19 protein-coding genes and 2 tRNA genes are annotated in these 22,196 nt (G+C 45.4%); 7 read left to right on the top strand and 14 right to left on the bottom strand.

The genetic code is table 11. The features are described 5' to 3' along the window. The first annotated feature begins 23 nt into the window (after nucleotides 1-23). Entirely contained in the window at nucleotides 24-803 is a 780-nt protein-coding gene (locus AAIH57_RS25510) for a PHP domain-containing protein (RefSeq protein ID WP_430023501.1), read from the top strand. 310 nt (nucleotides 804-1,113) lie between these two features. Beyond that, nucleotides 1,114-3,054: an NAD(P)/FAD-dependent oxidoreductase gene (locus AAIH57_RS25505; protein WP_430023500.1), complete on the top strand. Its 1,941-nt coding sequence runs from the start codon at nucleotides 1,114-1,116 to the stop codon at nucleotides 3,052-3,054. A gap of 130 nt (nucleotides 3,055-3,184) precedes the next feature. Here AAIH57_RS25505 and AAIH57_RS25500 read toward each other — a convergent pair whose 3' ends face one another. Next, nucleotides 3,185-3,778 carry a TetR/AcrR family transcriptional regulator gene (locus AAIH57_RS25500; protein WP_175395225.1) on the bottom strand — a complete coding sequence of 198 codons (594 nt, stop codon included), beginning with the start codon at nucleotides 3,776-3,778 and terminating at the stop codon, nucleotides 3,185-3,187. A 127-nt stretch (nucleotides 3,779-3,905) separates the two neighbouring features. Continuing rightward, the gene (locus tag AAIH57_RS25495) at nucleotides 3,906-4,745 is read right to left on the bottom strand and encodes an AraC family transcriptional regulator (RefSeq protein ID WP_430023499.1); all 840 of its coding nucleotides are present in this window, start codon (nucleotides 4,743-4,745) and stop codon (nucleotides 3,906-3,908) included. A gap of 187 nt (nucleotides 4,746-4,932) precedes the next feature. Between AAIH57_RS25495 and AAIH57_RS25490 the strand changes: the two genes are divergently transcribed. Continuing rightward, nucleotides 4,933-5,367 carry a DMT family transporter gene (locus tag AAIH57_RS25490; protein WP_376768950.1) on the top strand — a complete coding sequence of 145 codons (435 nt, stop codon included), beginning with the start codon at nucleotides 4,933-4,935 and terminating at the stop codon, nucleotides 5,365-5,367. A gap of 12 nt (nucleotides 5,368-5,379) precedes the next feature. Next, nucleotides 5,380-5,856 carry a DMT family transporter gene (locus AAIH57_RS25485; RefSeq protein ID WP_217506369.1) on the top strand — a complete coding sequence of 159 codons (477 nt, stop codon included), beginning with the start codon at nucleotides 5,380-5,382 and terminating at the stop codon, nucleotides 5,854-5,856. A 199-nt stretch (nucleotides 5,857-6,055) separates the two neighbouring features. Here AAIH57_RS25485 and AAIH57_RS25480 read toward each other — a convergent pair whose 3' ends face one another. Next, nucleotides 6,056-6,499, bottom strand: a complete 444-nt coding sequence (locus AAIH57_RS25480) for a VOC family protein (RefSeq protein WP_175395223.1) — start codon at nucleotides 6,497-6,499, stop codon at nucleotides 6,056-6,058. A gap of 88 nt (nucleotides 6,500-6,587) precedes the next feature. Between AAIH57_RS25480 and AAIH57_RS25475 the strand changes: the two genes are divergently transcribed. Continuing rightward, a complete protein-coding gene (locus tag AAIH57_RS25475) occupies nucleotides 6,588-7,565 on the top strand; it encodes a helix-turn-helix transcriptional regulator (RefSeq protein WP_430023498.1) in 978 nt (325 codons plus the stop codon). Between the two features lie 10 nt (nucleotides 7,566-7,575). Here AAIH57_RS25475 and AAIH57_RS25470 read toward each other — a convergent pair whose 3' ends face one another. After that, the gene (locus AAIH57_RS25470; RefSeq protein ID WP_175395221.1) at nucleotides 7,576-7,941 is read right to left on the bottom strand and encodes a MerR family transcriptional regulator; all 366 of its coding nucleotides are present in this window, start codon (nucleotides 7,939-7,941) and stop codon (nucleotides 7,576-7,578) included. A gap of 120 nt (nucleotides 7,942-8,061) precedes the next feature. Here AAIH57_RS25470 and AAIH57_RS25465 point away from each other — a divergent pair, with 120 nt between their 5' ends. Next, nucleotides 8,062-8,712: a nitroreductase family protein gene (locus AAIH57_RS25465; RefSeq protein WP_175395220.1), complete on the top strand. Its 651-nt coding sequence runs from the start codon at nucleotides 8,062-8,064 to the stop codon at nucleotides 8,710-8,712. 211 nt (nucleotides 8,713-8,923) lie between these two features. Here AAIH57_RS25465 and AAIH57_RS25460 read toward each other — a convergent pair whose 3' ends face one another. The 8 genes from AAIH57_RS25460 to ppc form a co-directional block, all read right to left on the bottom strand. Beyond that, on the bottom strand, nucleotides 8,924-9,439 hold the full coding sequence (locus tag AAIH57_RS25460; RefSeq protein ID WP_430023567.1) for a cysteine hydrolase family protein: 516 nt from the start codon (nucleotides 9,437-9,439) through the stop codon (nucleotides 8,924-8,926). A gap of 216 nt (nucleotides 9,440-9,655) precedes the next feature. Continuing rightward, nucleotides 9,656-11,488 (bottom strand): glutamine--fructose-6-phosphate transaminase (isomerizing), encoded by a 1,833-nt coding sequence (gene glmS / locus AAIH57_RS25455; protein WP_175396616.1) that lies wholly within the window; start codon nucleotides 11,486-11,488, stop codon nucleotides 9,656-9,658. A gap of 743 nt (nucleotides 11,489-12,231) precedes the next feature. After that, nucleotides 12,232-13,572, bottom strand: coding sequence for a phosphoglucosamine mutase (gene glmM, locus AAIH57_RS25450; protein WP_175396615.1), 1,341 nt, complete (start codon nucleotides 13,570-13,572; stop codon nucleotides 12,232-12,234). Nucleotides 13,573-13,644: 72 nt separating this feature from the next. Continuing rightward, entirely contained in the window at nucleotides 13,645-15,141 is a 1,497-nt protein-coding gene (locus AAIH57_RS25445; protein ID WP_430023497.1) for a CdaR family protein, read from the bottom strand. Beyond that, the gene (gene cdaA, locus AAIH57_RS25440; protein ID WP_175396613.1) at nucleotides 15,141-15,974 is read right to left on the bottom strand and encodes a diadenylate cyclase CdaA; all 834 of its coding nucleotides are present in this window, start codon (nucleotides 15,972-15,974) and stop codon (nucleotides 15,141-15,143) included. The genes AAIH57_RS25445 and cdaA overlap by 1 nt, the downstream gene beginning before the upstream one ends. A 394-nt stretch (nucleotides 15,975-16,368) precedes the next feature. Then, entirely contained in the window at nucleotides 16,369-16,983 is a 615-nt protein-coding gene (locus AAIH57_RS25435) for a zf-HC2 domain-containing protein (RefSeq protein WP_175396612.1), read from the bottom strand. A gap of 134 nt (nucleotides 16,984-17,117) precedes the next feature. After that, a complete protein-coding gene (sigW, locus tag AAIH57_RS25430; RefSeq protein WP_017692117.1) occupies nucleotides 17,118-17,684 on the bottom strand; it encodes an RNA polymerase sigma factor SigW in 567 nt (188 codons plus the stop codon). Nucleotides 17,685-17,940: 256 nt separating this feature from the next. After that, nucleotides 17,941-20,733 (bottom strand): phosphoenolpyruvate carboxylase, encoded by a 2,793-nt coding sequence (gene ppc, locus AAIH57_RS25425; RefSeq protein WP_430023496.1) that lies wholly within the window; start codon nucleotides 20,731-20,733, stop codon nucleotides 17,941-17,943. A 793-nt stretch (nucleotides 20,734-21,526) separates the two neighbouring features. On the opposite strand from ppc, the gene AAIH57_RS25420 reads away from it, so the two are divergent. Beyond that, nucleotides 21,527-21,808 (top strand): WGxxGxxG family protein, encoded by a 282-nt coding sequence (locus AAIH57_RS25420; RefSeq protein ID WP_175396610.1) that lies wholly within the window; start codon nucleotides 21,527-21,529, stop codon nucleotides 21,806-21,808. A gap of 231 nt (nucleotides 21,809-22,039) precedes the next feature. On the opposite strand, the gene AAIH57_RS25415 is transcribed toward AAIH57_RS25420, so the two are convergent. Both AAIH57_RS25415 and AAIH57_RS25410 read right to left on the bottom strand, forming a co-directional pair. After that, nucleotides 22,040-22,110: transfer RNA gene (locus tag AAIH57_RS25415), tRNA-Gly, on the bottom strand. Nucleotides 22,111-22,122: 12 nt separating this feature from the next. Further along, nucleotides 22,123-22,196, bottom strand: a tRNA-Pro gene (locus tag AAIH57_RS25410).

Raw genomic sequence — 22,196 nt, 5'->3', positions numbered from 1 at the left:
ATGGAATAAAAGGAGTGTCTCATATGCGTATTGATCTTCATACCCACGGCAAATTATCCAAAAACTCTGATTTCTCCGTCGATTACTTCACCGAAATGGTCACCGAGGCCAAAGCCAGCGGACTGGACGCCCTCGCGCTTACCGAACATTTCAATACTCGGCACTTCTACGATGTCTATGAAACACTGGATCGCCTCTACCCTTACAACGGGGAATATTATGATGCGGACGGACTGCGCATTTTTTCCGGGATGGAAGTGGATATTCAGGAGACAGGACATATTTTGCTGATGGGTCAAAAAGAACATATCCTCGCCGTTCGTGCCCGCCTGGAAAATTATACATCCAAGGGGTCCTTCATCCCCTTTGCCGAGCTGCTTGATCTGGCAGAAGCCTGGCCCCTGCTCAAAATTGGTGCACACCCCTTCAGGGAATCCACTCCCCTGTATGAGCTGGACCGCGATCTGCTTGCACGTTTGGATGCTTTCGACTTGAACGCCAAGGATATGTACAAATCCGGCATCCAGACCTGCCGAACTCAGGTTGAATCGTTCGCCCAGTCTCTTGGCAAACCCGTAACAGCTGGAAGCGACACACACCAATGTCTGCAATACGGCAGTGTCTTCAATGTTCTGGATCGCCCGTGTGCATCGGTTGCCGAACTCAAAGAGCTAATCCTTGCCGGAAGCTACAATATTGAAATCTCCCCCGATCTTCCTCTCCGCGTGAAAGCTTCGGTGATGCTGAAAAAAGTGATGAAACGTCTTGCCAAGCTCGAGGCCGCCAGCTTACAGGAAGTGTAGTCAATTGCATGATACGATTAAATGAATTGGGCCTGCAGGAAGTGTCCTGCAGGTCCTTTTTTATGTTTCAAAATGTAAGTCCTCCGTGTATTGTAAGATCCTCCGCCGCTAATACCATCTACTTAATTCAGCTACCATCACAGGATTAATAAGTTCATCGCCGATCTTTTTCACTTTTATTCTGAACCGGAACGATTACGATGATTTTATCACTTATATTACTCGCGAGTAACATGAGCCTAAAATGATGAACATTCCTATTTATCGATGAAGTACATGAATGAACCCAAACAACAGGAGGTACACAAACATGAGTCATCCTTATACGAAGCTGTTTACCCCATTCCACATCGGAAACATGGAAGTGAAGAATCGAATTGTCATGTCCCCCATGGGTACAAACTCTGCCGGCCCCGACGGCCGGATCTCCCTTGAAGAGATTGATTACTATGAAGAACGTGCCAAAGGGGGTACAGGCATGATCATTCTAGGTGCACAATTTCTGACAGAAGATTTGGCTCAAGGCGTACTGGAAGGCATCGTCGAAAAGGATTATGTCGTTCCAATGCTCACGGACCTGGTAGATACGGTGCAGCGCTATGGCACCCGAATCATCGCTCAGTTAAGCTGCGGCACCGGACGTAATGCGCTGCCAGACCGTTCGGGCAAGCCTCCGGTATCAGCCTCAGCCATCCCTGCCATCTACAATCCGGAGGTTTTATGCCATCCTCTCACAGTGGAGGAAATTCAGACGATCATGGATCAATTTGCCGATTCGGCATCCAGATTGAAACGGGCGGGCTTCGATGGGATCGAGATTCACGCCCATGCCGGTTATCTGATTGACCAGTTCATGTCCCCGATCTGGAACAAACGTGAGGATGAGTACGGAGGCAGTACCGAGAAGCGGCGGTTCGCCGTTGAGATTGTACAGGCGATTCGCAAGGCAGTAGGTCCCAATATGCCTATTCTGTTCCGAATCGCACTGGATCATCGCTTCGAAGGCGGTCGTACTGTTGAAGACAGTCTGGAGATGCTTCAGATTCTTGAACGGGCTGGTGTGGACGCCATTGATATCGATGCAGGCTCCTACGAGAGAATCGATTATATTTTCCCGCCAGCCTATCTGGGTGATGCCTGTATGGATTACATGTGTGGACCTGCACGACAAGTGGTCAACATTCCGATCCTGAACTCGGGCAGTCATACTCCGGAGAGTGCAGTCCGGTTAATTGAATCCGGAGATGCCGACTTTGTCATGTTTGGTCGTGCGCTCATTGCCGATGCCGAGCTTCCGAACAAGCTGCGCGATGATATGCGGGAGGATATTCGTCCATGTATCCGGTGTAACGAGGAATGCATCGGTCGCATTATTGAACGCAATACCAAGATCAGCTGTGCGGTCAACATTCAGGCTGCGAACGAGAAACGCTTCACCATCGAGCCGGCAGAGACACCCAAGAACATCGTTGTTGTAGGTGGGGGTCCATCCGGACTGGAAGCAGCTCGTGTTGCCGCACTCAAAGGGCATAGCGTTACTCTGTATGAAAAAGAGGCAGCAATTGGCGGACAGGTGACCAGTGCGGCTACGCCGGAATTCAAAGGCCAGCTGCGTGCCTTGATTGGCTGGTATGAACGGCAGTTACAGCAGCTTCATGTGCAAGTACAGCTCAATCATGAGATCACACCGGATGATCCGGCACTCCAGGCGGCAGATCATATTTTCATTGGGGCAGGGGCAGTCCCTCTCATCCCGCCTATCCCAGGAATTGATAATGATAACGTCGTTGGGGCCATTGAGGCTCATTTGCAGAAGGAGCTTGTTCGCGGCGAACAGATCGTCATTACAGGCGGCGGCTTAACAGGTTGTGATCTGGGGCTTGAGCTGGCCATGGAAGGCAAAAAAGTCACCATCGTGGAGATGCGTCCGGAAGCGGGACAGGACGTGATGTACATTAACCGTGCAGCTCTGATGCCCATGCTGGATAGCTACGGGGTTACGATACTCGGGGGTCACAAGGTTCTTTCCTTTGAAGCAAATGGCTTATATGCAGAGAAGGGCGATGGTACCAAGGTATTCATTGAGGCTGAGACCATTATTAATGCGTTCGGGATGAAGAAAAATACAACGATAGCCGAACTGATCCGGGCCAAGTTTGAATCCAAAACAAGCCTTATAGGAGATTGCGTTAACATTGGCAAAGTAGGTACTGCCATTCGCTCTGGCTTTTATGCTGCGAGTGCGATCTAAAGGAAGCTCTAAAAGAGCCAGACTTCGATAATACGGAGTCTGGCTCTTTTTCTACCAATGATATAACGTAACGTAAAATACGACCGATCAACGTCATTGGGTAACGATATCTCGCTGCTTGCATAAAATATTAATCCCGATGCTGCGTATCCAATATACCGTAGAAAAAGAGATCTTGCGTGATCCGGGCCAGCTGTGATGGCGTCTCATTTCCAGGCAACAGCTTAATCAGTGTTAACCGCTCCACAATGGCCAGCAGACATTCAGCGAAGAAGACCGTGTCGAGATCATGCCGATAATATCCGGCTTGTTGTTCTGCAATCAGATTCTGTTCCATCAGTCCGGCAATCTCGGCCTTGATTCTCACAGACTCCGCGGACTGGTACAGTCCTATTCGGGTCAGCGCCGGATTTTCTCCAAGATACCGGTAGATCTGTCCCAATGATTCCACAACAGCTTCCTTGAGATCATCCCTGTTCTTTCCTGGCTGGATATGACTATTACGAACCACCTGACTTAATCCAGTCCGAAAACCATCGACCAGCTCTGCAAAAGCAGCCTCTTTGCTCTCAAAATACAGATAGAATGCAGGCTGTGTCACCCCCGCACGGGCAACGATGGAACTTATTTTCGTCTGATAAAATCCATTTAGCGCGAATTCCTCTGCGGCAGCCTCCAGCAGTCGAAGTCTGCTCTCTTTACCGATAACCCCTTGTTTTCGCAATCCAGTCCTCTGCCCCCTCTCTACTCAGGGCTTGCCTCTGACGTTAGGCCCTTCTCTAATTATACATAACCTATGTGCATTAATTAAGCAGACCGTGTTATCAACCATCAAAGGGACATGGCCAGGCTCAGGTTTTCTGAAGATCCACACGTTCTGCACGTTCATTTTTCTTATATTGAGTAGGTGATTCGCCCATCGTGTTGGTGAAAAGATTGGTGAAATAATTCGCGTTCTGATAGCCCAGAACATGTGCAATCTCACTCACCTTCATGTCCGTTGTGCTCAGCAGCCGCTTCGCTTCCCCCATTCTTCTATAGACAATATAACGGATCGGGGAATCATCGTACTTATGTTTGAACACATGAGATAAGTAGTATGGGTTCATGTGAAAGTGTGCAGCAATATCCTGGAGCTTCAGGTGTTGAAGGTAGTTCTCATCCAGATACTCCTTGATCCGTACGGCAAGATGATCCGAATCTTGTTTTTTTGAGGCATTGGGTTGAACCAACCGCTGAACTAAGACAAGCAGTACATCAAGTAACCCCTCACAGATCTTCTCGTAACCCGTCTTTTGATTGGAGGATTCCTCATAAATGAACTCGAACAGCTCACCGATTCTGCCAGCATACGCTTTGGTTTGGATATACGGAGATGCATTTTCGGGAATTAAATGTTTGGTATGCGTTCCATCCGAATAGATATTGGCTATTCCACAATAATAAAGACTGAGTGGACAGACGGGAGAGGTACATTGTTCATGAATGACACCTTGATTGTAGACTAAGAGATCGCCTTTTTTGACCGTATAGGGATGTTCATTAATTTTAATAATGCCTTCTCCATCAGACACATACACCATTTCACTGATATCCTCATGCATGTGACTTGGAAAATTCCAATTCGGATTGCCGTTCACTTTGCCTATATACAGCAATCGGGAGGATGTTTCTTTTCTTGTCTTACTCATTCTTGTATCTTCCCTTCATCCGTGCATGATTCTCCTCTAGCTGTACTAATATACCCCTTTTGCCACAGCAAGATCTATAATTTTTCAGAAAAACAAAGCAAGATCTTTCATTGTCTTCCCCTCCCCAATTTTTTATGATGAGTCATGCACCTGTAAATCCATCACATTTCAAGGAGTCGAGGATCGATTGAAAAAGCTGATTTTTTATATGATCGCCATTGCAACAGGAGCTCTTCTAAGCTTTGAAGGTGCACTGTACGGCAAGCTTGGAGAACAAGTCGGCACGCTGGAAGCTGATTTTTATAATTTCTTCATGGGTGCGATTATTTCACTGATTCTGTTAATTTTCTTTGGAAAAGGAAACCTCTCTGCCATCACCAAATTTCCGAAGTGGAACCTGCTTGGTGGTTTGCTCGGAGTTACCTACCTGCTTACATTGGTTATTGGTGTTCCCATTGTGGGTGTAGGCATCTCCATGATTGCCATTGTCGTCGGGCAGATGGTGACCAGTATTCTGATCGATCACTACGGATGGCTGGGCAGCAGCCGCAAACCGGTAGGAAGCAAACGAATCGCCGCCTTGGTACTGATGCTGGGCGCGCTGGCTCTTACTTTATTCTAGAGGAGGATTACGATGGGCATAGGTTTATTGATTGTTGTCGTCACTTTGATTGGTGGAGCTGTGCTTAGTGCACAGTCCTCCATTAATGGTACCATTAGCCGGAATATCGGCTTGCTGGAGACGGTTTTTTTCACATTTGCGTCAGGCACACTAATTCTGGCGGTACTGATCAACTTTTTTGGCAGTGGGCATCTGCTCGACTTGCTTCATGCACCAAAATTGCAGCTCTCTGCGGTTTTCATGGGCTTCGGATATCTGTTCCTGTCCACCTTGGCCGTAAATAAACTGGGTGTGACTCCCGCCAACCTCACCGCGATTGTAGGTCAGATTGTTGCCGGTTTTATTATCGACGCAACAGGCCTTTTCGGTGGTGAGTTCATCGAATTCTCCTGGCAGCGGGCTGTATCCCTCGTACTGATGTTGGCTGCACTGGCTTTAATTTTCAGTGAAAAACATGATGAAGCTCAATCGGCGACGCTTAGCAAATAAATGAGTGGTACACTTCGGTATCCGATTCGACTAAGTGATCTTCAGATTGCTTGAATGTTCTTAATAGAACGACACTAATAAAGAAACCCAAAAAAAGAAGAGCACATTGGGAACAATGTCTCTTCTTTTTGTTGCATTTTAATTATGGTCTACATACATCTACATACCGAGTGAGTGGAGCTCATCCCTTATGTTTTTTTTAGAAATCATGTACGGTCACACAGAGTTGAATCGCAATCCCGAACGGATCCCGTACAATGCCGTAGCCCGGGCTAAATTCATTTTGTTCGTAAGGCACAAGCACCTTCACACCCTCATGCTGCACAAGTGAAGCATATAGTTGATCTATTGTACTTTTATCTTTGGATTGAATACATAGAGACGTACTGTTTCCGAGCTGCCACGGTCTCTCCGTGTCCATTGCATCCTCGGCAATCATGATTTTGTTGACCCCAATTTCCAATACTGAATGCGTAATATATTCTTCTTGGCCCGCAGGGTATTCGAAACCCGGATTCATTTCCTTCATCTCTTTATAATTTTTCTTGAAGAGTACCTTGGCACCCAGATATTCCTCATAGAATGCAATGGCAGCTGCCGCGTCCCCGTTCATCGACAAAAATGGAATTACTTCAAAATTCATTGGTTTGCCTCCTTGGTTCGATTGGTTTACACTTATCACTATAACCATGAAAGGTGCCAATCCATGGCACCATTGAGAGGCTTCCATAATGAAAAAATCAGAACGCATGAACCAGATGCTGCGCTTTATCAATCAAAAACAGCAATTTACTCTGCAAGATTTAATGCAGGAGTTTCAGATCTCCAAGCGAACCGCGCTAAGAGATATCGCCTCATTGGAAGAGCTTGGTGCCCCCATCTATGTGGAGTATGGTCGGTATGGCGGTTATCGTCTGCTTCAGCACATGCAGCTGCCTCCCATCTCGTTTAACACGGGCGAGCTGCATGCCCTTTATTTTGCCATGCAGGCCCTCCGCAGCTTCTCCAGCTTGCCCTTTCAGGCTACGTTCCGTACGATTCACGAGAAATTTATGAGCGCGTTATCCGACAAACAAAGGCAGGCTATTGAAAACATAAAGCACCGGGTGTCGTTCAAACATACCGAACAAATTAAGGATAGTAAAAACCTGGAGTTTCTATTGATGGCTGCAGTCCAGAATGTAGTGATACAGATTGAATATCAGAATGGCCGTACCACTGAAAAGGATAAAAGTTCACGTTCAAGCATATCCACACCCCGTGTTCGCACCATCCAACCGATTGCCCTATATGCCATGAAAGGCTACTGGTATTGCCAGGCTTATGATCTGAGCAAAGATGCATACCGCGTTTTCCGATGTGATCGAATTATATCGCCAGAAGTGACGGACATTGAACCCTTAGCCCATATCAAGGAACTCAACCTACAGGATACCCACTCCCTCTGGGAGCCATCCAGGCATGCCATTCCATTTCAATGTCAGATTGATGAAGTGGGGATGGAGCTTTTTCAACAGGAACACTTTCCATCGATGAAGCTCGAAGAGAGTAAAGAACAGACGTATCTTGTTGGTTCGTATGAGCCCCATGAGCTTGATTTTATCGTTCGATATCTTGCGGGCTATGGCAAATCAATTCAGATTGTGAAGCCAGCCCGTCTGAAGGACGCACTAAGACAGTATTATCTGGATTTGCTGAATCATATTTAATTCACGTGATTTAATACTTTCCAAACCCATCCTCACACGTAATATCCGATTCAAGAATGTTATACAGATTTTGTTTGGACATTTCCAATTTCTTTTGAGCCTCTTCAATTTCTGATATTTTCTCTTGGATAATGGAGGTTTGTTCCATTTTGGAGAATCCGTTTTTTGAGATCATGGATTGTAAATCTTGAATCGTAAAACCAACAGCCAAGCATTGTTTGACCACTTCCAGATATTGAATAATATCTGGTGCATATTTCCGATAGTTGTTCTGGTCTCTTAGCACATACTCATCCGTGATAATTCCTATACTTTCATAATATCGAATAGTTGATATCGGAAGTTCTGCTATTTTGGCTACTTCACTAATTTTCATATGGATCACCCCCGATTCTTTCTCTTGCTATAAAGTATACTTCATAGTTTACACTCCTCATAGTGAGACGGATTGAAGCTTTAATCAACTCACAAATATAATTTGAGGGGAGATATCTACATGAATACAATTACTGGCCAATTTAATAAAACAAATGATTTTGATACAATCGTCTTGGAGCGTCATTCCGTGAAAGTCTATGACCCCGAAGTGAAAATCAGCCGCGAGGAAATGACTGAAATATTGGCGAAAGCCTCCAGGGCTCCTTCTGCCATCAACATGCAACCATGGCGTTTCCTTATCATCGATAGTACTGAAGGTAAAGAGAAGCTTGCACCACTGGCCTCTTTTAATCAAACGCAGGCCCTTACCTCTTCAGCTGTTATTGCCGTATTTTATGATGCTAACAACATTGAATATATGGACGAGATTTTCAGCAAATCAGTGGAACTTGGATATATGCCACAAGACATCAAGGAAATGCAGATGCAGCAGGCGAAACCCTATTATGCGAGCATGAGCCCATCTGATCTGCGTGATATGAATCTCATCGACTCAAGCCTCATTGCCATGCAGCTAATGCTCGTTGCCCGTGCCCACGGGTATGATACCAATCCAATGGCCGGTTATGATAAGGACCAGATCGCCGAAGTCTTCGGCTTGGACAAAGAACGGTTCCAACCCGTGATGTTAATCTCCATAGGCAAAGCAGCCAAAGAAGGCTATCCTTCCTATCGCCTTCCGGTTGAAACGATCGCGACTTGGGTATAATCCACAGCTATTCTCAAGAATGACATCAGTATGGATGAAATACTTATAATTTCTTGACTCGTCATTTTTTCATAACAAAAAGGGTCCTAATGACAATATTTTGTCCTCAGGACCCTGAACTACATTATTTAGATGTTATTGAATAAAAGGATGAAGACGTTTAATGTTAGCCTGGTAGAGAATTCTAATTATCGATTTTAAATAATTGTTCTTACCAGGATTCATCTTCTATCCATTTTAAAAATCTATGGTTCCATATATTTTCATAAAAATCTATCGTCTCTTCAGCAGACATAAATGAATTATTCAACGTAGAGGTTGCTTTCGGTACCATAACGCTCTCGTATCCCAATCCATGAGCAAATTTAATTGTAGCATCCATACAGTATTCTGTTTGGGCACCGCAAAACTCAATACGATGTACAGCGAATTGGTCTAAAAGATTTTTTAAGTTTGTTTTGTAAAACGAATTCGCATGTACTTTCCTCACAAAAAAATCCTGCTCTTGAACATCCAGATCCGCATGAATAGCCCATGGTTCTTCTTCAGGTACTAATTCTTCATCACAGTGTTGAACAAAAATGATTGGTCTATGTAATTCTCTATATAAAGTAATTCTGCTATTTACTCTACTGAGTAAATTATCCAAGTCAAATAAATGCTCTCCACTGAAACATACACCATTTTGTAAATCGATAACGATTAACACATCTGCACTAGTCCCCATCATTTTTAACCTCTTTCATTTTGAAATAAGTATATTCATTCTAATTTGAGACTGTACGATTTACTATCAATTCAATAATCAAAAACCTTACGTTCAGTATACAACTAAAAAAGATGATATGACTAAGTCATATCATCTTTTTTAGTTAAAAGGCTTTATTAATCTTACTACTTTATTATTCGAACACAGTTGGGTGGTTGAGTGCTAACTAACTAATTACTCAACTGTTACGCTTTTCGCCAGGTTACGTGGTTTATCCACATCGTGACCCAGTGCCAAGGAAGCGTAGTAAGCAAGCAATTGCAGTGCAACCACAGACAGAGCCGGGCTCAAGAGTGGCAGCGTCTTAGGAATCGCAAACGCTTGGTCTACGGATTTCAACAGGCTTGCTACGTGCTCTTCGTACGTAATGGCCAGTACATCCGCGCCACGTGCTTTTACTTCCTTGATGTTGCTTACCGTTTTCTCAAGTACATTCTCCTGTGTTGCCAGGGCAATAACAGGAATACCGTCTTCGATCAATGCGAGTGTACCGTGTTTCAACTCACCTGCAGCATATGCTTCAGAGTGGATATAAGAGATCTCTTTCAGTTTCAACGATCCCTCTTGAGCTACCGCATAGTCCAGTCCACGCCCGATAAAGAAGAGATGTTGATGTTTGGAGATTTGCTCTGCATATCCCTTAATTGCATCAGCTTGCTCCAGCATGGATTCCACTTGCTCAGGCAATGCTTGCATTGCTGCCAGTGTGTGTGCAATCTCTTCTGCAGATTGTGTACCGCGCACTTGTGCAAGATACAGACCAAGCAGATTGAATGCGATCAATTGCGAAGTGTATGCTTTCGTGGAAGCTACCGCAATTTCCGGTCCTGCCAGTGTTGCAATCACATCGTCTGCATCACGTGCAATGGAGCTGCCCACAACGTTGGTGATTGCCAGTACATGTGCACCATTGGATTGTGCCTCGCGCAGTGCAGCAAGGGTATCCGCAGTTTCACCGGATTGGCTCACAACGATAACAAGTGTATCTTTACCCACGATTGGGGAGCGATAGCGGTACTCGGAAGCCACATCCGTTTCAACCGGAATACGTACCAATTGCTCAATTACTGTACGTCCAACCAGACCTGCATGGTACGCCGTACCACATGCAATGATTTGAACGTTACGAATATTTTTAATTTGTTCTTCCGTCATTTTCAACTCAGGAAGTTGAACTTTTTTACCTTCATTATCGATGCGACCCAGCATTGTATCACGATATGCTTTTGGTTGCTCATGAATTTCTTTCAACATGAAGTGCTCGAATCCGCCTTTTTCTGCGGTTACAGCATCCCAATCGACATGAATCATTTCCCGAGAAATAAAATTGCCTTCAATCGTCATCAATTCGACAGCATCATGTGTCAAAACAGCCATTTCACCGTCATTCAGAATGTACACATTACGTGTATGTTCCAGAATCGCCGGGATATCGGAACCAATAAAGTTCTCGCCTTCACCAATACCGATAATCAGTGGGCTCGCTTGACGCACAGCTACGAGTTTCTCCGGCTCATACTCTGTCAGTACTCCCAGAGCGAATGCACCACGCATAAGCGTGATTACTTTTTGCACAGCTTTAACGATATCTCCGTCGTATTCACGTGCAATCAGGTGAGAGATGACTTCAGTATCTGTCTCGGAAGTAAACGTGTGCCCTTGAGCGATCAGTTCATCCTTCAGCTCCAGATAGTTCTCGATAATGCCGTTGTGAACAACAGAGAACTTTTGGCTCTCATCTGTATGTGGATGGGAGTTTTCATCCGAAGGTTTACCATGTGTCGCCCAACGTGTGTGACCAATTCCGGCATTACCTACCAGTGGCGCACCATCCAGCTTAGCTTCAAGGTTCGCAAGGCGGCCCAGAGCTTTCGTAATTTGCAGACCTTCTGGTGTAAATACGGCAATACCTGCAGAGTCATAACCACGATACTCGAGCTTTTTCAATCCTTCGATCAATACCGATTGAGTGTTCTTATTACCAATATATCCAACAATACCGCACATAGTTTAGTTCCTCCGTTTGTATATGAATACTGTGTCACGAAGAGAAACCGGCAGTCGCGGCATATCGAAAAAATGAATGATTGCCTAAACGTATCATGAATACCTGTTACCTATTCAATTATCAATGATCCGACCGGCCTCTTGCCGCCCTTTAGTCATCATAAGATGTTATGAATGCAATCATGAATGTACATCATTTTCCCGTCCGCGCACCAATTACGCTCTTCGCGCACATTCATTTGAATTTTAATTAACTCTTGCACCTACCGGCGCGTTGTGTGGACAGTCACCCATCCATTTTCCGCAAAATCCGGTTTACGGCTCTGGTGCATCACCGGGAGGTCCCCGCCGAACAATCCGAACACCTCCACCTCGTCAGCTTGATTGCCGTCGATTCTGATTAGCGAATCTTGAACTCCAAGATCCTACCTTGCAGAATCCTTCCCGCGCAACTTCAAGCTCTGGCGCTTGTGTAACTAGTACCTTACTATCCTCACTTTCTGTGTCTGAATGACGACTCCACTCATTATATGCAGGTCAGGTTCATTTTGCAATGGAGCAAAGTACCTGTGACCATTTCAGCATATATACCCACAATCCCGACCGGACAACCAGACCTATGGTCTTACCAATCGGGACGCGGGAATCCTGATTCCTTTGATACGGCATATACCCTTTATTATAACATTCTATGGCAGCATATCCCCAGTGGGAATGTGTACACAAAATGTATATCTCAGGTCTTAAACCAGTTCTTTTTGCACGACATCAGCGATTTGGGATACAAACTGCTCAAGTTCACCTTTATCTGGTCCTTCCGCCATAACACGGATTAGAGATTCTGTACCAGACGCACGAACGAGTACACGTCCATTATCACCAAGCTGTTGTTCTACTGCAGTAATGGCCTGCTCAATTGCAGCATTACCTTCATATTTGCTCTTGTCTTCAACACGTACGTTGACCAGCACTTGTGGGTATTGAGTCATGAGTGATTTTAGATCACTCAGCTTCTTACCCGATGCCTTCAGGGTATCCACGAGTTGAATGGCTGTCAGCATGCCGTCCCCCGTCGTATTGTAGTCTAAGAAAATAACATGACCGGATTGCTCTCCGCCAAGGTTGTACCCTCCGCGACGCATCTCTTCCATCACATAGCGGTCGCCTACAGCCGTTTTTGCTGTTTTCAGCGCAAGCTTTTCCGTTGCTTTGTAGAATCCAATATTACTCATTACGGTCGATACCACCGTACTGTCTTTCAGCTTGCCGGCACGGTTCATCGCATCTCCACAGATGCAAAGAATGAAGTCACCATCGACCTCTGCACCAGTCTCATCAATGGCAATCAGGCGATCTGCATCTCCGTCAAAAGCAAGACCCAGATCCGCTTTATGTTTAAGAACCTCTTGTTTCAGATGCTCCGGATGAGTGGAACCGCATTGCTCGTTGATATTCAGGCCGTTAGGCTCAGCACCAATTGCAATGACTTCCGCCCCAAGCTCAGTAAACAATTTAGGTGCCAGCTCATAAGCTGCTCCGTTTGCACAGTCCAATACAATTTTAAGTCCTGAGAACGATTCTGCTACCGTTGTTTTCAGGTAGTCGAGATAGCTGTACCGGGATTCTTCATCCACAGTTACGGTTCCCAACCCGCCACCAACAGGGCGCGGCAGCTGGTCCGTTTCGGCATCCATCAGCTCTTCAATACGGTTTTCTGTCTCATCAGACAATTTGAAACCGTCCCCGCCAAAGAACTTGATTCCGTTATCTTCAACCGGGTTGTGAGAAGCTGAGATCATGACCCCCGCATCAGCCTTAAGCAAACGTGTAATATAAGCCACTCCCGGAGTGGACACGACGCCCAGACGAATTACATCGGCACCGATGGACAATAAACCCGCTACCAGCGCTGATTCCAGCATCAGTCCCGAGATTCGGGTATCCATGCCGATAACCACTTTGGGTCTTTCCACGCCACCAGCAAGCACATAACCGCCACATCGTCCGATGCTGTAAGCCAGCTCCGCCGTTAACTCTTTATTGGCAACACCTCTTACACCGTCTGTACCAAAATATTTCCCCATGATCTAACTCCTTTTATTCGCATCATATAAGAGCATCAAATATTTTATTTTTTTAATTTCAGATCTGAATCATCACGGATTCGAGCCATTAGTGCCGCCGCTGCTACCGCTGTTATTACTCGAGTTCCCTTTTGTTGCATTACCTTGCTGGGTTTGCTGCTCCTGACTTTCCGTATTCGATTCTGTCGTTTCCCCATCATCAGGCGCAGGATCGGTTTCCCCGTTCTCCACTTCTACAGGTGACGGCTCTGGTCCAGCGTTGCCTTCATTCTCAGGCTCTTCGCTAGGAGGAACCGTCGTATCCTCAGCCTTCTCGCTAATTTTAACTGTGGCGCTCAGATTGTTAGAGGTGCCATCCAGCTCAGCAAACCGGGGCAATTCAGCATCCAACTCTACATCATGCGTCCCGACGGCTAGGCCTTGAAGATCTGCGGTCAGCTTGATATCCTCGCTACTCAGCCCTTCAAGCATACTTGGAGAACCCTTCAGTGTAAGGTTTATACCACCGCTTTTCGGCGTGACAAGTGCAGCATCCAAACTATCTCCCACACCCGTAAGCGTTATGGGAACATTGGGAAAGACTTTCGTGGTCTCCTCTGTCTCATCGTAAGGTGACACAGTGACCTTGAGCTGAATCGAACTAGGCTCGATTTTCTCAAAACCCGGAGGCGGCGTCAAGTCCACGTTAACTGTGGATGTACCAGCCTGTTCAAATTGTGTGAGATCCAGGGTTACTTGGTCGTAGGCCTGTATACCCCCAATTGCCTCTTCTGTACCGTAAACCGAGACTTCTTTCACGCTTGGTTCCACACTGGACAGTACCAATCCCTCCGGCAGCTGTCCTGAATATTTGATTCTTAAGGGTACAGATTTATAGGGCTGATTAACCGGAAAACGGACTTCAACGGTTTGTGGCGTAATGACTGCATTCTCAAGCACTTTGCCTTCTGCATCATATGCCTGAAGTTTTACCCTTTTCTGAGTTACATCATCCTTCGCATCCTTCACGCTCACACTGCCCTGAACCTTCGCTACAGCGTCCAACTGTCCTTCAGGCAGAGTAACCTTAACTGGACCTGTTGGCTCAACGACAGGCGTCCCAAGGCTGTATCCAGCAGATGGCTCTCCTTCGGGTACAATATTCACATTGAAGGATTTGGTGCCCAATTTTTCCACGTTCACTGTAACCATGGAAGGTTCCATACTAACCACTTCGACCCCAGAAGGTAGATCGGGAACAAGCGGCAGCGTATTGGAGCCATCTTTGACCTGACTCAGGTCAACGAGTACCTTATAATCATCATTTGTAAAAATTGAAGTTAACATGGACCGCTGCCCTTTAATTTCCAGACGGACCTCATCCGTACTTAGAGAAGTCAGCACATAGGAATTGCTGTCAAGCCCATAAGGCTGAACAGGAACAGTACGCTCTACCACCTTGTTGGTCGTTCCGGTTGCGATCGTTGGAGTTGTAGGCACTTCATCCAGATGGATCATGAACCAAAGCAGCAGGCTGACTGCTAGAGCAAGGATCTTGGCAAAATTGTTATTGTTGAACCATTTATCCATTATTTCGTTCCCCCCTTCCGTTTCCAGAAGGTAGTCCAGCCATTCTTTTTGTTCAAATTGGATGTTGGACGCAGCTCTTCATAAAGCTTGGCAATCAGTGATTCTTCATTAATGTCACGAACCACCTGTCCATTCATCGCCAGCGATACTTGTCCGGTCTCCTCCGAGACAACCAGACAGATCGCATCTGCAACCTCCGTAATACCGATAGCGGCACGGTGCCGCGTTCCCAATTCCTTGCTGATAAAAGGATTCTCGGATAATGGCAAATAACAGGCTGCCGCAGAAATCTGTTTGCCCTGTATAATGACGGCCCCATCATGGAGCGGTGTATTCGGAATAAAGATATTGATCATCAGTTCCGAGCTAACCAGGGATTGCATCTGAATCCCGGATTCCGTGTAATCGTTCAAACCTGTTTCACGTTCAAATACAACGAGTGCCCCAATTTTACGACGCGACAAATAGTTCACAGACTTAATGATCTCACCAATTAACACCGTTAATTCTTCATCACTGGCTGCCGTGGAGCGTCCGAACAGCTTACCACGTCCCAGTTGCTCCAGACCGCGGCGCAGTTCCGGTTGGAATATAATAAAGACGGCAACGACACCAAACGTAAACATTTGGTTCATCAGCCATTTTAGCGTATACAGGTTTAGCCACGTGCTTAGCGCCCAGATCACCACTAGGAACAGAATGCCCTTAAGCAGCTGAACAGCACGTGTACCCCGTACAAGCAAAATCAGTTTGTACATAATATAGGTAACAATCAATATATCGATAACGTCCTTAATGGACTCTTTCCACGTTAAGTCAGCAAAATAGTTCATAAGCCAGCCCCCGCTATCCCCATTGATGAGTAAACCCTGATCTCATATTAACCCATTAGGATTTTAAATAATCCTTTGTCTTAGCTTTTGCATAATTCGGTTTGGGTCGCTCCCGGGTACAAGATTTAGACGAATAGAACTATTTCGATCTATATCTTGCTGACGGAAAGACGCTCTTTGGATTGATGCAAAATGCTTATCTATATGTAGTAGTATGTTCTCTTTAGTATCTAGGTTATAACGATAACGTTCAGGTTGCAAGTTACGGGAGTCACAAACTGCGCAGAAACAACACAATTTCCATAAATTACAATGTTCACATATAAAAAAGAGTACCCCATGCAATCTGGAGGTACCCTGCTTGGTATATACCACTTGAAGAACTTACCCTGTGCTAGCGGTATGCCACTTCATTTACCATATTGGTTATTTTGTACCAGAACCAGTCCAGCGCCTGATCAATGCTTTTTACCTGACCGGAAATATGCGCCGTCGAAGCTTGATACAGTTGTCCGTCGATCACCGTCAGATTGCCATCTACATCACCATATACCTGGGCGGTACCATTCTCTATCGTAAGATCGCCCGCAATTGACTTGCCTTGAGGAACAATAACCGTGTTTCCTTCAATGACGATCTGGTCCAGATTGTTACCCTTAACGACCATTTCGTTATTCTGATCCCAGAAGTTCCAAGCGCTAAAGAGCATCACGACCAAAAAGAAGGCTGCCGCCGTCAGCGCGGGATGTCCTTTGACCCATTTGAGCCATACCTGTTGTCTCTTGGGCTGGGGCAGAGCATTCATAATTCGATTGGTCAGCTCATCCGAGGCAGACGGTGAATAATGTTTCATGGCAAAGAGCAGCATTTCCGTCTGTTCCAACTCTTTAAAGCGCATGCGACACTCCGGACAGGTAACAAGGTGACTTTTCAGTTCTACCTTCTGGGCCGGGGACAACGACTCATCCAAACATTCATGCATTAAAGAGACGGCCGAGTTGCAATCCATATGAGAGCCAATCCTTTCTTAGATCACTTAGTCCATGCATCATCAAATACCACGCATAAGACTTGCATACATTACATACGCATCCGTTTCGGATATGTTTCAAATAATTTCGCCTAAAAATACACTTTAATGATTTACAGCTTATATTCCAGTTTTTTACGCAAAAAGTCACGGCCACGATGCACACGTGTTTTAATCGTTGTTACGGGCATACCTGTGACATCACTAATTTCCTGCAGCGACAAGTCCTGTAAATATCTCAAAATCATCACGGACTTATACTTGGCCGGCAGACTGTCAATAGCCTCACGAATGAGAGTCTGGGTTTCTGACAAAAGCGCTTCGCTCTCTGGTGTACGATCATCGCTCGGAAGCATGGCGTAACCGTCTGATCCTTCCTGATCGTTCAGTTCCGCATCCAAAGAATAGGATGGTTTCTTCCTCCGTAAACGGTCGATACACAAGTTGGTTGCAATCCGGTATATCCAGGTTGAAAACTTCTGGTTCGGATCATATTTCTCCATATTACGAAACACACGCAAAAACGTCTCCTGTACAACGTCCTCCGCTTCATGACGATTGTTCAGCATCCGATATGCCAAATGAAATAGCTTGTCTTTGTATAACTCAACGATTTCTGCAAAGGCTCGCTGATCACCCTTAAGCACCAGCTTAACCAGCCTGTTCTCCAAATTGTCCACCTTTATTCCCCCAGACATGCTGATGGGTCTTCCGCCTTCTGATACCCGTCCACACTTGTAATTCACCAATCAAATCGTAAATCAACTTTGGTCAAAAATCAAGACTGTGCCCGAAAATATCCGCCAAAAACAGTAAAAACGGGAACTCCTACCGGAGTCCCGTTTCATCTCCCACTCAGGGCTGAGGAGAGAATGGTGCATTTTACTATTAATCCATTTAAACATTCATTTCATTAATTATACATTGGCTAGTGTATCAGCCTGTATTCCGAAGTCCTGCGGCGATACCGTTAATGGTGAGCAGCACTTCACGAAGCAGCTCGGTATCATCTTCTCCGCGTTCACGCATGTCTCTCAGCTCGCTCAACAGCTGTACTTGCATGTAAGACAATGGATCGACGTAAGGATTACGCAAACGAATCGATTCCTGAATTACCGGTACATCATCCAGAATCTCTGCTTCTCCGGTGATTTTCAAAATCAATTCTTTCGTCAGCTTGAATTCCGACTCAATCTGACCATAGATACGATCACGTGCTTCCTTGTTGGAGGCCATCGCGGAATATTCTTTGGCAATCACAAGATCGGCCTTGGCAACAGCCATCTGCACCGTATCAATGAGTGTACGGAAGAATGGGAAGTTGGCATACATGTCCTTGAGGACAGCCAAATTCTCCTCTTTATTCTGATAGTAGCTTTGCAATCCTGTTCCTGCTGCATACCATGCAGGGAGCAGATACCGGCTTTGAGTCCAAGCAAATACCCATGGGATTGCTCTCAAGTCTTCAAATTTGTCGCTGTTTTTCCGTTTGGATGGACGTGAACCGATGTTGAGTTCACCAACCTCCGGCAGCGGAGTTGATTCCTTGAAGAAGTTGAAGAAATCCGGATCACGGAAAATCAAGTCCTGATACTTCGTGAGAGATACTTCGGAAATATCCTTGATGATGCTGTCCCAATGCTGCTCGGATACCGACTCTTGCGGCTCCATGCCATTTAGGGCAGCTGTGATCAATGCCGATGTCGCCTGCTCCAGACTGCGATATGCAATACCTTGCAAGGAATAACGGGATGAGATGACTTCACCTTGCTCCGTAATCTTGATTCCTCCACCAATCGTATGCGGCGGTTGTGCAAGAATACTGCGGTTAAGCGGCATTCCTCCACGTCCCAGTGCACCTCCACGTCCATGGAAAAACTTCAGTTTTACGCCATGCTTGTTACCAACAGCCGTAATGGCATTCATCGCTACCCGAAGCTCCCAGTTGGCCGTAACCACTCCGCCATCCTTGTTGCTGTCCGAGTAACCTAGCATAATTTCATGCAGTTCGTTCCGGGAAGCAACGCTTGCGCGATATACCGGGAGATTGAAGAGTTTTTGCATAATTTCAGAGGCAGCATGAAGGTCATCAATGGTTTCGAACAGCGGCACAGCCTGAAGGGTCGAAATAATCTCTCCACCCTGTCCCTTACGGAACAATCCCACTTCCTTGGCGAATACCATGACTTCCAGCAGATCACTTGCTCCCTGCGTCATACTGATCAGGTAACTTGTAATGCACCCAGTACCAAACTCGCTCTGTGCACGCTTGATCGTACGGAATACATCAAGACATTCTTTGGTTCCCTCACTGTACTGATGATACGGAGATGTGAGTGGACGCGGATCTTCTAGCAAACGAGCCAGCAAATCAATTTTGCCGTCCTCCGTCAGACGAGCGTAATCTTCAACTACATTCATTTTGGCCAAAATTTCGGACATTGCATTCTCATGTTCCTGACTGTGCTGACGTACATCCAGCGCAGCTGTATGGAATCCAAAAAGCTCCACTTGGCGGATCATCTTGCGAACGGTCGTATCCGCTACATAGTCTGCAAAATGATGACGCAGGCTGCGGTCAATAATCATCAGATCATCAATCAGGCCCTGAGCGCTGTCATAACGGTCCGGCTGCCCGGCTTTATTTTCATCAAGTACATTATTCATTTTGGCAATCATGTAAGCCAGTTTAATGCGGTAAGGTTCCTTCTCGTTGCGCCAGATATCCACTTTCTTCAACGTGACGCAACTGCGGTCCTGCTCAATCGACTGAGCCAGTTCATCCGACACACGGATGATGTTGGTACTGAAGCTTAGATGTTCCATCAACTCAATCATAATCCGCTGATATTCACGCAAAGCGAGCTTGCGCTGCATCAACAGGGTCCGCCACGTTACATCTGAAGTTACCGAAGGATTTCCGTCCCGGTCTCCACCGATCCAGGAACCGAAGCGCAAATACGTCGGCACATGCCAGTCGTGGTCAGGATAAAATTTATTCAGGCAGCGTTCAAGCTCCTGATATACATCCGGAAGTACATGGAACAACGTTTCATGAAAGTAATACATACCGTTCCGTACTTCATCAAGTACAGTCGGTTTACGGTCGCGAAGTTCATCTGTCTGCCAGAGTGTAATCACTTCGTTCAGCAGCTTCTCCCGCAATTGTTCACGTTCACGCAACGTCAGCGTAGGATTATCAAGCAGCATGACATCTTCGGATATCCGTTTGTGGATGTCCAGGATAACCCGGCGCATGGCCTCGGTTGGGTGAGCTGTCATGACCAGTTCCAGCGACAATTCGTCCAGAATCTGCTCTACCTCGGTATGAGACAGTCCGCGGTCCTTCAGGTCCTGTACGGCCTTCTCAATCGAACCTGGCTGTACTGAATCCCCTGCAGAGCGTTCATAATCCCGTTTACGCCGGATCCGATGGTTTTGTTCAGCAATATTAACTAATTGAAAATAGATCGCAAAAGCTCGAATGACCTGGTGACGATTTTCAGAATCTAATTCCTGGATCATCGTTTTGAACTCTGTATACAGTTCAGGCAAAAATTCTGCACGTAACGATTTGCTCGTTTCCCGAATTTTCTCAACGATATCGAGAAGCTCTGTGCCACCTTGATGAACAAGAACCTCTCCGAGTATATTGCCCAGGAACCGCACGTCTCGCCGAAGCAGGTTGTTGGATTGGCTTTTGCTGGCGGTTACCATAGTTTCAGTCATGCTTATCCTCCCATCTGATCGTTCACATTCGTACACGTAAATTTGACACCTTCATAACATCATACAATAAAATGGTACGAAAATCTTTATTTTTCTATTAGTAAAAAAGGGGATTATCCCCGATTTCCCGCATAAAAACCCGCTTTATTATTCATTTTCTCGATTTGCTTCAATTAATGGGCAAAAGCTTGTCGCATGATACCTTTTTCACATGCTATATATAAATAAAACATTTAATACATATTCGTTTTTATTCATAAATATACAGTGACGTTGAGTATAACCTTGTTACAGAAAAACCCATGTATCATTTCCATTGTTTAAACACGTTATATGCAAACAAAAACATGACCGGCAAAGCAAGCTTTTGTATACTTTACCACAGTGATGTAATAAATTAAAGAGTCAATTTTAAAAAATATCATTCTCCAGTTAATACACGTATATGATCGATTAGACTCAAGAAGCTATTAGTAAAAATATTCCGTAATTTCCTCATTCTCTTTTAAGCTGCCCCTTAGGTGATTAAGCTAGCAGTCTAATGTAGTTTTTACTTTTTAAGTTATTGGTGCATAAATGCACTGTCTGAACTTAGCTTTTGAGTCAGTATTTCTTTAAATTCAGCTTATTCAAACATCTTTGCGCGACTTTCCATAAGTATATAAGCTCTACAATTTTCTTGATTAGAGCGTACATTCTCCAAAGGGATATTTTAACGTGAAATTCACTACATAATTTGATTTAAAGCATGGCAGATTAAGCTTTAGTTCAAACAAAAAGGAGGCGACACTTAATGAAGAAGAGTGTTTCTACACTTATCGCATCTACGCTTCTGGTGGCAGCATTAGCTGGCCCGGCAGCTGCTCATGGTCAGGCAACAAACGGTATGGATCAGAACCAAGGAACACAAATGAATAACACCAATTACACTAATGGTGATTACCGTACTAACAATGTCCGGGCTAATGCTGCAACTGACCGCGACAATGACATGGATTGGGGCTGGATTGGTTTGCTTGGGCTTCTTGGATTAGCAGGTATGCGTAAAAAGGTTTCTGACCGTCACGAGCGTTAATTCGAAGCAAGATGGACCTAAACGAACTAATTCCGTTTAGGAAGCCTTCATGGCGATTATAGAGCTGCCATAACAGCACGCTTACCAAGGCAGTCCACAGATCATAAAGAAGCCAGGACCCATTATCAATAGTGGAAGGTCCTGGCTTCTTTAAGTACATAATTTCTTCTATAGACTTCAACAAAAAAGAGCAGTCTCTACTTGTGTAGAGACTGTTCTTTAACTCAATTAAGCGGGTGATGGGAATCGAACCCACGCTATTAGCTTGGAAGGCTAAAGTTCTACCATTGAACTACACCCGCATAAAAAAGAAATCGGGATGACACGATTTGAACATGCGACCCCCTGGTCCCAAACCAGGTGCTCTACCAAGCTGAGCTACATCCCG

Origin of the sequence: Paenibacillus sp. MABNR03, from assembly GCF_050455445.1 — a bacterium.
Lineage (GTDB): Bacteria > Bacillota > Bacilli > Paenibacillales > Paenibacillaceae > Paenibacillus > Paenibacillus xylanilyticus.
Note: the sequence above shows the minus strand (reverse complement) of the source record. Positions and strands in the feature narration are given on the sequence as shown.